Origin of the sequence: Rahnella inusitata (genome assembly GCF_965118895.1) — a bacterium.
GTDB lineage: Bacteria > Pseudomonadota > Gammaproteobacteria > Enterobacterales > Enterobacteriaceae > Rahnella > Rahnella inusitata_A.
Map to the genome: position 1 here is coordinate 1 of NZ_CBCPJJ010000023.1, position 13,433 is coordinate 13,433.

Consider the following 13,433-nt stretch of genomic DNA (forward strand, 5'->3'; position numbering starts at 1 on the left):
GTTGAATTTTAATGGCAAGCGAATAAATACAGTTTTATTTCGTTTGCCGTTTTTTTATCCAAAGACGGTTATTTTAGTGCTTTTGCTATAAAGGAAGGCAAGGCGGTAAGGCTTTCAAGTACTGCGTCTGCTGCACTTTCGCTTTCCGCTGTCACAGGCTTCCCTGTACGCACTAAAATTTTAGTGCCCACGCCTGCGGCGGTAGCAGCCAGCATGTCTTCAAGCTTGTCGCCCACCATATAAGAAGAGGCCATATCAATATTTAGCTCTTCTTTCGCCGTTAAGAACATCCCAGGCAAAGGCTTACGGCAGTCACAAACCTGAGTAAACTCTTTCACCGAGCCTTCAGGATGATGCGGACAGAAATAGATGCCATCGAGATCGACACCACGATCGGCGAGAGACCAGTCCATCCATTCGGTCAGTGTCATAAACTGGTCTTCGGTAAACTTGCCGCGTGCAATTCCCGATTGATTCGTCACTAACACGAGTAAGAAGCCCATTTCCTTTAACTTAAGGCAGGCATCGATTACACCGTCGATAAACTGGAATTCATCGATTTCATGTACATAACCGTGATCGACATTCAAAGTGCCATCACGGTCGAGAAAGATTGCTGAAACAGGTTGTGCCACGTATTTGCTCCTGATGGCTGATTAACGGCGTCAGTATCGCATGTTTTCAATGTCAGTGAGAATGTTAACCTGGTTGACTTAGCCGTCTAGACGCCTTAGCATCCACGACATGCTACGAGGGTCACCCTCGCAGAGTTAAATTCACCATGTGACGTCAAAAAGACAGAATAAAAAATAATATGATTAAACTTTCAAATATCACCAAGGTTTTCCAGCAGGGAGCGCGCCAGATCGTCGCGCTTTCCGACGTGAGTCTTCACGTCCCTGCAGGACAAATATATGGCGTGATCGGCTCATCTGGCGCAGGTAAGAGTACATTAATCCGCTGCGTAAATTTGCTCGAGCGTCCGACCGAAGGCCAGGTGTTGGTCGATGGCCAGGATCTGATGTCCTTTTCAGAAAAAGCATTGACCCGCGCACGGCGCCAGATTGGCATGATTTTTCAGCATTTTAATTTGCTGTCATCCCGCACCGTTTTTGGCAACGTCGCACTGCCGCTGGAGCTGGATAACCTCTCAGGAGCCGAAATTAAGCAACGCGTTTCGGAGTTGCTGAAACTGGTTGGACTGGAAGATAAACATGATGCCTACCCTGCCAACCTTTCCGGTGGACAGAAGCAGCGCGTAGCGATTGCGCGCGCACTGGCGAGTAACCCTAAAGTTCTGCTGTGTGATGAAGCGACCAGCGCATTAGACCCTGCAACTACCCGATCCATCCTTGAATTACTGAAAGACATCAACCGCCGTCTGGGATTAACCATCCTGTTGATCACCCATGAGATGGATGTGGTAAAACGAATTTGCGATCAGGTTGCGGTGATAAGCGACGGTAAACTGATTGAGCAGGATAAAGTGAGCGAGATGTTCTCACATCCCAAAACCCCGCTGGCTCAGCAATTTATTCAGTCAACGCTACATCTCGATATTCCGGAAGATTACGCAATACGTTTGGTGCCCGCCCCGGAACAAGGCCGCGTGCCTTTATTGCGTCTGGAATTTACCGGTCAGTCCGTTGATGCTCCACTGCTTTCCGAAGCCGTACGACGTTTCGATGTAAACAATAATATTATCAGTGCTCAGATGGATTATGCCGGTGGCGTGAAGTTCGGGATTATGCTGACAGAAATGCACGGTTCAGAAGAAAACACTCAGGCTGCGATTCATTTCCTGCATGAGAATCAGGTGAAAGTTGAGGTGCTCGGTTATGTCTGAGGCAATGATGTGGTTAATGGGCCGGGGTATCTGGGAAACTGTCATTATGACACTAACCTCTGGCTTCTTTGGTTTTGCGCTCGGGCTACCCTTTGGTGTTCTGCTGTACGTCACCCGTCCGGGGCAAATTGCTGAGAATAAAAATGTCTATCGCGTGATGTCTGCGCTGGTGAACATATTCCGGTCGATTCCATTCATTATTCTGCTGGTCTGGATGATTCCGTTTACCCGCGTCATTGTGGGCACCTCCATTGGATTGCAGGCGGCGATTGTTCCGCTGACCGTAGGCGCTGCGCCATTTATTGCACGTATGGTGGAAAATGCGCTGCTTGAAATTCCAAGCGGTCTGGTTGAGGCTTCCCGCGCAATGGGTGCCACGCCGATGCAAATCATCCGCAAAATTCTGTTGCCGGAAGCCTTGCCGGGTCTGGTTAACGCAGCCACTATTACTCTGATCACTTTGGTCGGGTACTCTGCGATGGGCGGTGCAGTAGGTGCCGGTGGTCTGGGGCAAATCGGATATCAGTACGGTTACATCGGTTACGACGCGACCGTCATGAATACGGTGTTAGTCCTGTTAGTGGTTTTGGTCTATTTAATTCAGTTTTGTGGCGACCGCATCGTAAAAGCAGTCACGCATAAATAACGAAATAACAACTGTAAAACGTAACCCTGCGAATGATTTTTATCCGCTTATTGAGGAAAGGACATGTCAAACAAATTTAAATCCATTGCTGTTGTCGGCGCGCTTCTGGGATCGCTGGCTTTAGCGGGCTGTGGGCCAAAAGAACAAGATCCAAACCACATTAAAGTGGGCGTGATTGTCGGTTCTGAGCAGCAGGTAGCTGAAGTTGCACAGAAAGTAGCGAAAGAAAAATACGGTCTGGACGTTGAACTGGTGACTTTCAACGATTACGTTCTGCCGAATGAAGCGCTGAGCAAGGGTGATATCGATGTTAACGCCTTCCAGCACAAACCTTATTTGGATCAGCAGATCAAAGACCGTGGTTACAAACTGGTGCCAGTCGGTAACAGCTTTGTTTACCCGATCGCGGGCTATTCCAAGAAAATCAAATCTGTTGATGAACTGAAAGAAGGCGATCAGGTGGCATTGCCAAACGATCCAACTAACCTCGGCCGCTCTTTATTGCTGCTGCAAAAACAAGGTCTCATCAAACTGAAAGACGGCGTTGGCCTGCTGCCTACCGTTCTTGATGTGACTGAGAACCCTAAAAACCTGAAACTGGTTGAGCTGGAAGCACCACAGCTGCCACGTTCACTGGATGATGCCAAAATCGCACTGGCGGTAATTAACACGACTTACGCCAGCCAGATTGGCCTGACGCCAGAGAAAGACGGTATCTTTGTTGAAGATAAAAACTCACCGTATGTGAACCTGATTGTTGCCCGCGAAGATAACAAAGACGCTGAAAACGTGAAGAAATTCGTTCAGGCTTACCAGTCTGATGAAGTAAACGCTGCAGCGAACAAAATCTTCAACGGCGGCGCAGTGAAAGGCTGGTAATACCTGCCGTCAGGAACTCAGCATTACGCCTGAAAATTCCTGTGAAATATAGATTTCATAAATAAGTACAAGGCGGGCATATGCCCGCCTTGTTATTTTCTCAATACCTTGGTTCAATAACGCCACATTCATTCCTGTAAACATATTAAAAAGCAGAGGATTTACCATGCGTGCTTTACCTCTCTGTTTGTCGGCACTTTTGCTGGCGGGTTGTTCCCTGACTCCACACACACAGCCAATCACCACTGCACCTGTTGTTAAAGAAGAGCCAAAACCCGTCAAACCCAAACCGGCTCCAGTTCGCCCGGCTCCAGTAAAACTGTATAAAGATGCAGAAGCGCTGGTCGGCACACCATTTCGTGACTTAGGCGAAGTCTCCGGAGAATCATGTCAGTCCGATCAGAATGATGCTCCGCCGAGCCTTGCCACAGCACGTAAAAGAATGCTGACCCGGGCATCCTATATGAAAGCCAACGCAGTGCTTTTACATCAGTGCCAGATCCTTGGCGGTGTACCGGGCTGCTTCCAGCAGGCAATTTGTCAGGGCTCTGCCCTGAACGTCACCTTTAAATGACTTCATTTTCTTTTGAGCAAATAGGGACCATCCACTCGCCCTATAAAGAGAAATTTGCTGTCCCCCGCCAGCCTGGTCTGATTCAGGATGGCGGCGGTGAATTACATTTGCACGCGCCGTATAACCAGCCCGAAGCCGTTCGCGGGCTGGATGAGTTCAGCCATCTCTGGGTGATGTTTATTTTTCATCAGACGATGGATGGTGGATGGCGTCCGACAGTGCGCCCTCCCCGCCTTGGCGGTAACGCGCGAACCGGCGTATTTGCTACACGTTCAACCTTTCGCCCTAATCCACTAGGAATGTCTTTGGTTGAGCTGAAAGGGATCCACTGCCAGGGGCAAAACGTCATCTTGCAGCTCGGCAGTCTGGATCTGGTCGATGGCACTCCGGTGGTAGATATCAAACCTTATCTGCCCTTTGCGGAAAGCCACCCGGATGCTCGCGCAGGCTTTGCTCAGCACGCACCAGACGCTGATATGCCGGTAGAGTTTTTGCCTCAGGCCGAACAGCAGATGGCCGAGCACATTCATCAATACCCTCAGCTGCGCCGGTTCATCACGCAAGTGCTGGGGCAAGATCCTCGCCCGGCCTATCGCAAGGGCGAAGCCACCGAACGGGACTATGCCGTTCGCCTGCTGGAGTTTAATGTACGCTGGCGGGTGACAGGCTCTGTGAATCAGGTATTGTCGCTCGACAAAGACTAAATTTCCTCTGCGTCTCTTTTGGCGACACCAACTCGCTGGTAAACTAAACCACTTTTTACGTTTTGGCGGCTTTTAGCCGCCTGATTGCAATTTGCAGTGCTAACGGAATCAACACATCATGCGTACTACTCAATATCTGCTCTCTACTCTGAAAGAGACGCCAGCCGACGCGGAAGTTATCAGCCATCAGCTGATGCTGCGTGCGGGGATGATCCGCAAACTGGCTTCCGGTCTGTACACCTGGCTGCCGACCGGCCTGCGTGTTCTCAGAAAAGTTGAAAACATCGTGCGCGAAGAAATGAACAACGCGAACGCCATCGAAGTGTCGATGCCGGTAGTGCAGCCCGCCGACCTGTGGCAGGAGAGCGGACGTTGGGAACAATACGGCCCTGAATTGCTGCGTTTTGTTGACCGTGGTGATCGTCCGTTCGTTCTGGGTCCAACCCATGAAGAAGTCATTACCGACCTGATCCGTAATGAAGTCAGCTCATACAAACAGTTGCCGCTGAACTTCTTCCAGATCCAGACCAAATTCCGTGACGAAGTTCGCCCGCGTTTTGGTGTGATGCGTTCCCGTGAATTCCTGATGAAAGATGCCTACTCGTTCCACACGACCCAAGAATCTTTGCAGGAAACGTATGATGCCATGTACGCAGCCTACAGCCAGATTTTCAACCGCATGGGTCTGGATTTCCGTGCAGTACTGGCTGATACCGGTTCTATTGGCGGCAGCGCGTCTCACGAATTCCAGGTTCTGGCGCAGAGCGGCGAAGATGATGTCGTATTCTCTGACTCTTCAGATTTCGCTGCCAACATCGAGTTCGCAGAAGCGTTGGCCCCGACCGCACCTCGCGGCCCGGCAACCGAAGAGATGCGTATCGTTGAAACGCCAAATGCAAAAACCATTGCTGAACTGACAGAACAGTTCCAGGTACCGGTTGAGAAAACCGTGAAGACCCTGATGGTTCATGCAACGGCAGAAAGCGGTCATAAACTGATTGCACTGCTTATTCGCGGCGATCATGAACTAAACGAAATCAAAGCGGAAAAACTGCCACAAGTTGCAACGCCACTGACTTTTGCTACCGAAGCGGAAATCCGTGAAATCGTTGCAGCTGGCCCGGGCTCACTCGGTCCGGTCAATCTGCCAATGCCAGTTGTTGTTGATCGTACGGTTGCTGCCATGAGTGATTTCAGCGCGGGTGCCAACATCGACGGCCAACATTATTTCGGCATTAACTGGGATCGCGACGCTGAGCTGCCAGAAGTGGCGGATCTGCGTAACGTGGTGGCTGGTGATCCAAGCCCGGATGGTCAGGGTACGCTGGTGATTAAACGCGGTATCGAAGTCGGCCATATCTTCCAGCTGGGCACCAAGTATTCAGAAGCGATGAATGCAACCGTTCAGGGTGAAGATGGCCGTAATCAGGTGATGACCATGGGTTGTTACGGTATCGGTGTGAGCCGCGTGGTTGCTGCCGCTATCGAACAAAATCACGACGATCGCGGTATCATCTGGCCGGATGCTATTGCTCCGTTCCAGGTCGCAATTCTCCCAATGAACATGCACAAATCTTTCCGCGTGAAAGATGCGGCAGAAGCCTTGTATGCAGAACTGCGTTCACACGGTATTGACGTGATCCTCGACGATCGTAAAGAACGTCCGGGCGTAATGTTTGCTGATATGGAACTGATCGGTGTTCCGCATCACGTAGTGATTGGCGATCGTAATCTGGATGCTGAGGAGCTGGAATACAAAAACCGTCGCTCCGGTGAAAAACAAATGATCAAACAAAGCGATATCGTTTCTTATCTGCTGGGCCAGATCCCGCGTTAAGGTTCGGCCAAAGATCGTTGTATATAAAAATGCCCGCATTGAGCGGGCATTTTTATTTGTGCTTTTCGCTTAGCAACAGTCATTACGGGCAAGCTTTGGTTGCATCAAACTTTACGTTTTTATCTGCCACCACGGCTTTCTGCATCTGGCCTTCTTCCATCGATGGTTCCGTCATGAAATGACCGTCCATCGCTACAAAGATCAGCTGATTTGGTGCCTTACGCGCCGCGAGATATCCCTGTTGCAGCGATTTGCTGGCAGACATTGGGAAAACTTTACCTGTCGCACAATCCTGGAAAGAAGCAGCGTCGGCGCTGTACTGCATCATACCGGTCAACGGCATGGGGGTCTTCGGCAAACTCTGCTGTGTAGGTTTCAGCGTGTAATTGAGCGACGAAACAATCGGCGCACCACGGGTATCAAGCATTTCAAGATTTTCATCTTTCGGATGGAAGTAACGCTTTTCACCTTTCGCATCGGTCAGGACCAGCTTGTCTGCGGTTCTCGCCCAACTGCCATAACTCGCAAAAGTCTGGTCGCCGTCTTTCGCGCCCTGATAAATTTCCTGCAGAACATAAGTCCCATCCTGCTGGAGGAATAAGGATGTCTCCAGCCCGCCGCAATCGGCGCACGGCAAGACACCGCTGTAACTTTGCTGCATCGCCTGCAAGGGTTTTTCCTGATTGAAGGCGGCGGTATGGCAACCAAACAGTGATAACGCCCCGAGCGCCAGCACTGCGGTTATGATGATTTTTTTCACAGTTTCTCCCCTACTGCTTTTCCTGAGTGTTGCGATAAAAATTGTCCTGCAACACGATGTAAGGCTATCGAACTTTGCCCCTCAATGCTTTTGTCGCGCCTTTGCGCACTTTACTTTCTACCCGACGGATCTTAGAACCGCGGGTTGGCTTAGTCGCACGCCGGGGTTTTTCCACCACCATCGCCTGCGCGATCAGAGTGCTCAACCGGGCCAGCGCCGCTTCGCGGTTCTGTTCCTGGCTCCGGGATTCCTGCGCCTTAATGACCACCCAACCGTCAGCCGTGATGGAATGATGATTGAACGCGATCAGCCGCTCTTTATAGTAGTCTGGCAAACTTGAGGCTTTAATATCAAAGCGTAAATGTATTGCCGTTGATGTTTTATTGACGTTCTGGCCACCGTTGCCCTGAGCGCGGATCGCCGTTAATTCAATTTCACTGTCGGGAATTTCAAGTTTACCGGAGAGGATAAGCACAACGATTACCTTGATTCTTTTACGACAGACTCTTTCCATTCAGAAAAGTGAATTTCTAAATTACTCTGAGCATCAGAAAGCCAAATAGTTCCGTCCTGCAACGTCGCCTGTAAATCCATGGTTCTGCTGCCAAAGGCGGTCAGCTGAGTGAGCATTTCATCGTCTATATAACGAATGCGCAAATTCTCAAAACCTCTGACTTTGCCTTCGATTTGCGACCACCACACTCTGGCCGCCCGCTCACCGTAAGCGTAAAGCACCACTTCGCGCGACTGGTTACAGGCTCTTTTCAGACGCTTCTCATCGGGGAGCCCTAATTCGACCCATAACTCGATGCCATTATGGTCATTTTTACGCCAGATTTCCGGTTCATCCTCTGCGCTTAATCCACGGGTAAACGTCAGTCGCTCATCGGCATGGTAAATCCAGGCGAGCAGGCGCAGCATCATGCGTTGTTCTGTTTCTGAGGGATGCTGGGCCAATGTCAGGTTAGCGTCGTGAAAGAAATTGCGATCCATATCAGCGATATTGATCACTGCTTTATAAATAGTTGCTTTTAACGCCATGGGAAACCTCTTGATGATAGACGTACAGTGTACTTGAAAGCGTCATGTCGCGACCAGTTTAACCCCGCAGGTCCTTCTGAAGAACCGTTTCAACGCAAACGATAAACCTTTGTGGGTTGTCTAATAACTGAGACTCTCCTGTGCTATAGTCGATAAATACTGAGAGCTTATCTTTCTGCGCTTTCCTCAGAGGGATACGCTTTTAAGGGAGAACCTATGCAACAATACTGTGAGTTGGTACGCCGTAAATATTCAGAGATTGCCAGCGGCGATCTGGGATATGTGCCCGATGCATTGGGCTGTGTATTGAAAGCATTGGACGAAGTGGCAGCAAACGCTGACCTTCCGTCCTCCGTTAGGGACCAGGCGGCCTATGCCGCCGCTAACTTATTGGTGAGCGATTATGTCGATGAATGATGAGTACCAACCCATCAATTGTGATGACTACGATAATCTCGAGCTCGCCTGCCAGAGTCACCTGGTGTTGACACTGAAGCTGCGTAGCGGAGAAATCGTTGAGGCGAAGGCTAACGATCTGCTGATGCGTAAGAAAGTAGAATATCTGGTGGCCGAGGTGAACGGCGAACAACGCGATCTGCGTCTGGATTACATCGAAAGCTTTAGTCATCCGGAAATTGGCACCGTGGTGGTCAGCGCCGAGTAGCGCGCCCTCCAAACGTCAAACTAACGGGCAATCTCAGGATTGCCCGTTTGCATTTCTGAGCTCCGGCTATTTCAGCGGCGCGAGGCTGGCGTAATATGCCGCCAAATCGTTGATATCCTGATCTGAAAGCGATGCCGTAAACGCCTGCATCACCCCCGCCTGCCCACCACTGCGTTCACCTTTCTTATATGCCTGTAACGACAACGCCAGATAATCTGCATTTTGCGCGGCTAAGTTAGGGTAAATCGAATTTGTCGCTTTACCGTTTGCACCATGACAGGCGGCACAACTGGCCGACTTAGACTGTCCGTCCGCACTGTTTCCCTTGGCGAAAACCGGCGAACTTACAACCAGCAGCGCCAAAATACCTGCAACGATACGCATTACTTCCCCCGCGGGCTTAGAATGTCCGCCCAAATTAATCATCTCATTTCTTCTCAGGCAACGGACCAGATGACCTGCCATTGCGTTTCATGGTCTTCAGCCAATGCCTGACGGGTTATAAACCAGCCCGGCGCGGCAATAAGTTGCTCATTGTAGTAAATCAACGGAATACGATCACGCTGCCACGGCGGCACACCGAGTTCAGACCATAATTTTTTGGCCTGTCGCGCACGGTCGCGCCCGACTTTTTCGATATTCCCGTGTGCCTGAAAACGTATGGAGACGATTTCACCGGCGCGCGGCTGGCGAAAAAATGAGTTTTCAACGCGCGCAACAGGAGAGGAAGCGATAGACAGAGTACCCAATCCGTCCGGCAGTGTTAAAGACTGGACAGGATCCCAGCTCAGCACGACGTCTTTTAAAGGCTGAAATTCTGGTAACAGATACAAGCGTTGACGAAAGCGACGTACCGTCAACGCGCCCAATCTTAACTGCGCCTGCGCATCTTCCCGGCTCAGCGCAACTTCATTCCAGATCATTTGTAACTGTTCCCGCGAAGGCATCTTCGCGCCGCGTGCGGCCAGCCAGCGGCGCAGTAAGGCAGAACGTTTCACGTCAGAAACGTCGAACAGCCCTTCTACCGCCAGACTGCCCTGCGAATCCATTAATGCGCTCAGAGCTTCACTGAGCAGTTCATCCAGAAGAGACTCCTGTTCCGCACACAGCGCTGCGCTGCGGGCGGTAGCCTGTGCAAAGTGCGGCCAGCGCTGATACAGCTCCGGCAGAATATTAAGCCGCAGGAAGTTACGGTCAAAACGAGGATCCTGATTGCTGTCGTCCTCGATCCAGTTCAGCTGATGCTGACTGGCGTAGCCTTCCAGCTGTGCACGACTGAGATCCAGCAGAGGGCGTAACAGACGATAACGCGGCGTCAGGCTGTCTTCGCTCATCGCCGACAATCCCGCAGGCCCGCTGCCGCGTTTGAGCGCCAGCATAAACGTTTCACACTGATCGTTCAGATGCTGCGCCGTCAGTAGTACTTCATCTTCCGCGAGACTGTTTGAGAATGCCTGATAGCGCGCGGTTCTCGCCGCCGCTTCAATACCGCCGTCATGGGCATTTACCTGTACATGAACGACAGAAAATGCGATGTCATGGTGCAGGCAAAATCTCTGACAATGTGCCACCCAGTTATCGGCAAACTGACTTAAGCCATGATGAACATGCAGCGCACGCAGCTGAATCTCCGGCAGCAAAGTACCACGCAGCTCTGCCAGACCGGCGAGCAGCACGGTGGAATCCAGCCCGCCACTGAACGCCACGCAAAGCTTTCTCGCATCGCCAATTTTTTGGTGCAGATGCTCTGACAGAAAGCTGGCCGCAGAATGTGAATTCATAGAATTACCGGGATTCGTACAGTTCTAACGGGAGGCCGTCAGGATCGTTGAAAAAGGTAAACTGCTTGCCGGTATAGGGATCAACGCGAACCGGTTCACAGTCCACGCCCGCCAGCTCCAGCGCGGCAACAGACTGCGCAATATCATCCACGCTGAACGCCAGATGGCGTAGTCCGCAGGCTTCCGGGCGACTTGGGCGTGCCGGGGGAGTCGGAAAGCTGAAGAGCTCAATGATATATTGGCCATTCAACGCTAAATCCGCTTTCCATGAATCACGCTCTTCGCGATAAAACTCCGCCACCAGCGTGAAACCGAGGATATCGCAGTAGAAGCGTTTACTGGCCTGATAATCAGACCCGATAACGGCGATGTGATGAATTTGGCGTAGTTTAAGCATGGCGTTTGTCCCGTAGATTCTTGGGGTGCACGTTACTCAGCACACCCGCAGACGTCAATAAAAAGCCCTCATCATGAGGGCTATGGGTTATTCCGCATCCGGGAGTTTAAGGACTTTCACCAGATAGCGTCCGTCTTCGGTCAGCCGCGCACCGTGAATATCCGTTTCAAAGCCCGGATAACGTTCACCAATCGAACAAAGCATGATCAGGAAATCGAGCACGGCGCGGCTTTCCTCGGTGATCATCTCGCCCGGCATCACAACCGGCACGCCTGGCGGATAAGGCAGGATCATATTGGCCGATACTTTACCCATCAGTTCGTCGATATCGCATTCGTCGATATGTCCGCGCACCTGATGCTGGAACATTTCGTACGGTGTCATTTTCATTTCCGGCAGGACATCAAAGGCTTCGAGCATTAAGCGCGGCAGATCGTGGCGGACGATCAGCTTGTGAATCCCCTGCGCCAGATCCTGAATCCGCATATTGCGATAGAAATCAGGATCTTCCGCATAAAGGTCGGGCAGCATATTTTTAACGCGCAGATTGAGATCATAACTGCGTTTGAAATCGGTCAGCCCGCGCATCACGCTCATGGACTTGGTTTTATCAATGCCTATGCTGAACAGGAACAGAAGATTGTAAGGGCCGGTTTTTTCAACCACCACGCCCCGCTCATCAAGGAATTTCGCCACCAGCGCCGCCGGGATCCCCTCTTCTTCCAGCTTGCCCATTTCATTCATGCCGGGCGTGAGGATCGTCACTTTGATCGGGTCCAGATACATATGATCGGTATCCGCATTGGCAAAGCCGTGCCAGTTGTCATCCGGATTCAGCGGCCAGCACTGAGCTTCATCAATGTGCTCCGGCTGCCAGATATCGAAGAACCAGCCGTCCGTTTCCTCGCGCAGTCTCTGGATTTCTTTACGAAAATGTAGCGCGCGCTCAACGGAACGGTTGATCAGACGCCGCCCCGGATTACCGCGCAGCATCGCGGCTGCCGTTTCCGCTGAGGCCACGATGCCGTAGTTAGGCGATGTTGTGGTGTGCATCATATAAGCTTCATTAAAAGTGCTTTCATTGTAATCACCTTTAATGTGGATCATCGAGGCTTGCGAGAAAGCAGCCAGTAACTTGTGCGTAGACTGGGTTTCGTAAATGACTTTACCAGGCACGCGTTCGCCGCTCATGCCACTTTTACCCTCGTAGATCGGGTGGAAATTGGTATAAGGCACCCAGGCTGAATCAAAATGAATCGACGCCACGTCCAGCGTACTTTTAATGTAGTCGGTGTTGTACAACAGACCATCGTAAGTGGAGTTAGTGATGACGGCATGCACCGGCCAGGTAGCATTTTCCGTTTGCGTGATCTTCTCTTCGATACTTTCACGGGAGAATTCGTGTTTGGGGATCCCGCCAAGAATACCGTAAGCGTTTCGGTGCGGACGCAGATAAATCGGCACGATATTGGTCATCATCATCAGATGCGCCAGCGATTTATGGCAGTTACGGTCAATCAGTACCGTGCTGCCCGCCGGCGCGGCGTACATCCCGACAATTTTGTTGGCCGTCGAGGTACCGTTCGTCACGATATAACTTTGCTCGGCTCCAAAAGTGCGCGCGATATATTCTTCGGCTTCAAGATGCGGACCGGTGTGATCGAGTAAGGAACCGAGTTCAGTGACTGAAATAGACACGTCGGCCTTCAGCGTTTTGGCGCCAAAGAAATCATAGAACAGGGTGCCGACCGGGCTTTTCAGAAACGCCGTGCCCGCCATATGCCCAGGCGTACAAAACGTATACTTACCTTCCTCGACGTATTTGAACAGCGCTTTGGTCAGTGGCGGCGTGATGGTATCAATATATTCGTCAGTATACTGGCGGATGCGTTTGGCGATGTCGTCTGCGGCGGTCAGCGCATACTCGAAGAAATAAAGTACCATTCGCATTTCATTCACATCCACGTCCAGCGTCGAATGCGTGTTGATGAACGCGTACAGCGGCAGATATTCGTTCAGCTCATTAATTTCTGTACACAGCTCTTCGCTATGTTCGTCCCAGTCAAAAATAGCCCCACAAATGCGGGCGTTATTTTCAATCAGTTTCAGTAAGTCAGCGCGGTCTCGTGGATAAATCACCTGGAATCCGAGAAGCGTCAATGCGCTATCCAGTTCGCGGATTGGCTCTTCTTTATAGTAAGCCCCTTCCGGGCGCATGATAGCGATAATATTCATCTGACAAATCCTTCTGTTATTGGTATCTCATTTATTTATAGAAACACGGTTAGCGCCGGGTGTGTACCC

At 51.0% G+C, this 13,433-nt stretch carries 17 protein-coding genes; 8 read left to right on the top strand and 9 right to left on the bottom strand.

The annotated features are described in order from the left end of the window. Positions 1-68: 68 nt before the first annotated feature. Positions 69-635: a D-glycero-beta-D-manno-heptose 1,7-bisphosphate 7-phosphatase gene (gene gmhB, locus ACMHLI_RS19010; RefSeq protein ID WP_413530832.1), complete on the bottom strand. Its 567-nt coding sequence runs from the start codon at positions 633-635 to the stop codon at positions 69-71. Between the two features lie 179 nt (positions 636-814). Between gmhB and metN the strand changes: the two genes are divergently transcribed. From metN to ACMHLI_RS19025, 3 genes are all read left to right on the top strand, one after another. Beyond that, complete coding sequence (gene metN, locus ACMHLI_RS19015) at positions 815-1,846, top strand: methionine ABC transporter ATP-binding protein MetN (RefSeq protein ID WP_413530833.1); 1,032 nt, start codon at positions 815-817, stop codon at positions 1,844-1,846. Continuing rightward, positions 1,839-2,492 (top strand): methionine ABC transporter permease MetI, encoded by a 654-nt coding sequence (locus ACMHLI_RS19020; protein WP_112168891.1) that lies wholly within the window; start codon positions 1,839-1,841, stop codon positions 2,490-2,492. Before metN ends, ACMHLI_RS19020 begins: the two co-directional genes overlap by 8 nt. A 63-nt stretch (positions 2,493-2,555) precedes the next feature. After that, positions 2,556-3,371, top strand: coding sequence for a MetQ/NlpA family lipoprotein (locus tag ACMHLI_RS19025; protein ID WP_112168890.1), 816 nt, complete (start codon positions 2,556-2,558; stop codon positions 3,369-3,371). 9 nt (positions 3,372-3,380) lie between these two features. Here the strand turns inward: ACMHLI_RS19025 and ACMHLI_RS19030 are convergent, their stop codons facing one another. Then, positions 3,381-3,539 carry a hypothetical protein gene (locus ACMHLI_RS19030; RefSeq protein WP_413530834.1) on the bottom strand — a complete coding sequence of 53 codons (159 nt, stop codon included), beginning with the start codon at positions 3,537-3,539 and terminating at the stop codon, positions 3,381-3,383. On the opposite strand from ACMHLI_RS19030, the gene rcsF reads away from it, so the two are divergent. The 3 genes from rcsF (at position 3,538) to proS (ending at position 6,486) form a co-directional block, all read left to right on the top strand. Beyond that, the gene (gene rcsF / locus ACMHLI_RS19035; RefSeq protein ID WP_413530835.1) at positions 3,538-3,945 is read left to right on the top strand and encodes an Rcs stress response system protein RcsF; all 408 of its coding nucleotides are present in this window, start codon (positions 3,538-3,540) and stop codon (positions 3,943-3,945) included. The genes ACMHLI_RS19030 and rcsF overlap by 2 nt on opposite strands. Further along, a complete protein-coding gene (tsaA, locus tag ACMHLI_RS19040; RefSeq protein ID WP_413530836.1) occupies positions 3,942-4,649 on the top strand; it encodes a tRNA (N6-threonylcarbamoyladenosine(37)-N6)-methyltransferase TrmO in 708 nt (235 codons plus the stop codon). Before rcsF ends, tsaA begins: the two co-directional genes overlap by 4 nt. Before the next feature lie 118 nt (positions 4,650-4,767). Then, entirely contained in the window at positions 4,768-6,486 is a 1,719-nt protein-coding gene (gene proS / locus ACMHLI_RS19045; RefSeq protein WP_413530837.1) for a proline--tRNA ligase, read from the top strand. Positions 6,487-6,568: 82 nt separating this feature from the next. Here proS and nlpE read toward each other — a convergent pair whose 3' ends face one another. The 3 genes from nlpE to ACMHLI_RS19060 all read right to left on the bottom strand — a co-directional run bounded on the left by nlpE (position 6,569) and on the right by ACMHLI_RS19060 (position 8,287). Continuing rightward, positions 6,569-7,246, bottom strand: a complete 678-nt coding sequence (nlpE, locus tag ACMHLI_RS19050; protein ID WP_413530838.1) for an envelope stress response activation lipoprotein NlpE — start codon at positions 7,244-7,246, stop codon at positions 6,569-6,571. Between the two features lie 64 nt (positions 7,247-7,310). Continuing rightward, a complete protein-coding gene (gene arfB, locus ACMHLI_RS19055) occupies positions 7,311-7,760 on the bottom strand; it encodes an alternative ribosome rescue aminoacyl-tRNA hydrolase ArfB (protein ID WP_413530839.1) in 450 nt (149 codons plus the stop codon). Then, positions 7,727-8,287 carry a YaeQ family protein gene (locus tag ACMHLI_RS19060; protein WP_413530840.1) on the bottom strand — a complete coding sequence of 187 codons (561 nt, stop codon included), beginning with the start codon at positions 8,285-8,287 and terminating at the stop codon, positions 7,727-7,729. The genes arfB and ACMHLI_RS19060 overlap by 34 nt, the downstream gene beginning before the upstream one ends. Before the next feature lie 216 nt (positions 8,288-8,503). Here ACMHLI_RS19060 and ACMHLI_RS19065 point away from each other — a divergent pair, with 216 nt between their 5' ends. Together ACMHLI_RS19065 and rof are read left to right on the top strand one after the other, a co-directional pair. After that, positions 8,504-8,704, top strand: a complete 201-nt coding sequence (locus ACMHLI_RS19065; RefSeq protein WP_112168884.1) for a YaeP family protein — start codon at positions 8,504-8,506, stop codon at positions 8,702-8,704. Further along, the gene (gene rof, locus ACMHLI_RS19070) at positions 8,691-8,951 is read left to right on the top strand and encodes a Rho-binding antiterminator (RefSeq protein WP_112168883.1); all 261 of its coding nucleotides are present in this window, start codon (positions 8,691-8,693) and stop codon (positions 8,949-8,951) included. The genes ACMHLI_RS19065 and rof overlap by 14 nt, the downstream gene beginning before the upstream one ends. A 66-nt stretch (positions 8,952-9,017) precedes the next feature. Here the strand turns inward: rof and ACMHLI_RS19075 are convergent, their stop codons facing one another. The 4 genes from ACMHLI_RS19075 to ACMHLI_RS19090 form a co-directional block, all read right to left on the bottom strand. After that, complete coding sequence (locus ACMHLI_RS19075) at positions 9,018-9,335, bottom strand: c-type cytochrome (RefSeq protein ID WP_413530841.1); 318 nt, start codon at positions 9,333-9,335, stop codon at positions 9,018-9,020. A 53-nt stretch (positions 9,336-9,388) separates the two neighbouring features. Further along, positions 9,389-10,732 carry a tRNA lysidine(34) synthetase TilS gene (gene tilS, locus ACMHLI_RS19080; protein ID WP_413530842.1) on the bottom strand — a complete coding sequence of 448 codons (1,344 nt, stop codon included), beginning with the start codon at positions 10,730-10,732 and terminating at the stop codon, positions 9,389-9,391. 4 nt (positions 10,733-10,736) lie between these two features. Next, positions 10,737-11,129, bottom strand: coding sequence for a VOC family protein (locus ACMHLI_RS19085; RefSeq protein WP_413530843.1), 393 nt, complete (start codon positions 11,127-11,129; stop codon positions 10,737-10,739). An 87-nt stretch (positions 11,130-11,216) separates the two neighbouring features. Next, positions 11,217-13,364, bottom strand: a complete 2,148-nt coding sequence (locus ACMHLI_RS19090; RefSeq protein ID WP_413530844.1) for a lysine decarboxylase LdcC — start codon at positions 13,362-13,364, stop codon at positions 11,217-11,219. Positions 13,365-13,433: the final 69 nt, after the last annotated feature.

Excerpts from the sequence above, each read along its gene's own strand:
- metN (WP_413530833.1), top strand. The coding sequence starts at position 815 with ATGATTAAACTTTCAAATATCACCAAGGTTTTCCAGCAGGGAGCGCGC.
- ACMHLI_RS19020 (WP_112168891.1), top strand. The coding sequence starts at position 1,839 with ATGTCTGAGGCAATGATGTGGTTAATGGGCCGGGGTATCTGGGAAACT.
- ACMHLI_RS19025 (WP_112168890.1), top strand. The coding sequence starts at position 2,556 with ATGTCAAACAAATTTAAATCCATTGCTGTTGTCGGCGCGCTTCTGGGA.
- rcsF (WP_413530835.1), top strand. The coding sequence starts at position 3,538 with ATGCGTGCTTTACCTCTCTGTTTGTCGGCACTTTTGCTGGCGGGTTGT.
- ACMHLI_RS19030 (WP_413530834.1), bottom strand. The coding sequence starts at position 3,539 with ATGGTAAATCCTCTGCTTTTTAATATGTTTACAGGAATGAATGTGGCG.
- tsaA (WP_413530836.1), top strand. The coding sequence starts at position 3,942 with ATGACTTCATTTTCTTTTGAGCAAATAGGGACCATCCACTCGCCCTAT.
- proS (WP_413530837.1), top strand. The coding sequence starts at position 4,768 with ATGCGTACTACTCAATATCTGCTCTCTACTCTGAAAGAGACGCCAGCC.
- arfB (WP_413530839.1), bottom strand. The coding sequence starts at position 7,760 with ATGGAAAGAGTCTGTCGTAAAAGAATCAAGGTAATCGTTGTGCTTATC.
- ACMHLI_RS19060 (WP_413530840.1), bottom strand. The coding sequence starts at position 8,287 with ATGGCGTTAAAAGCAACTATTTATAAAGCAGTGATCAATATCGCTGAT.
- ACMHLI_RS19065 (WP_112168884.1), top strand. The coding sequence starts at position 8,504 with ATGCAACAATACTGTGAGTTGGTACGCCGTAAATATTCAGAGATTGCC.
- rof (WP_112168883.1), top strand. The coding sequence starts at position 8,691 with ATGTCGATGAATGATGAGTACCAACCCATCAATTGTGATGACTACGAT.
- ACMHLI_RS19075 (WP_413530841.1), bottom strand. The coding sequence starts at position 9,335 with ATGCGTATCGTTGCAGGTATTTTGGCGCTGCTGGTTGTAAGTTCGCCG.
- tilS (WP_413530842.1), bottom strand. The coding sequence starts at position 10,732 with ATGAATTCACATTCTGCGGCCAGCTTTCTGTCAGAGCATCTGCACCAA.
- ACMHLI_RS19085 (WP_413530843.1), bottom strand. The coding sequence starts at position 11,129 with ATGCTTAAACTACGCCAAATTCATCACATCGCCGTTATCGGGTCTGAT.
- ACMHLI_RS19090 (WP_413530844.1), bottom strand. The coding sequence starts at position 13,364 with ATGAATATTATCGCTATCATGCGCCCGGAAGGGGCTTACTATAAAGAA.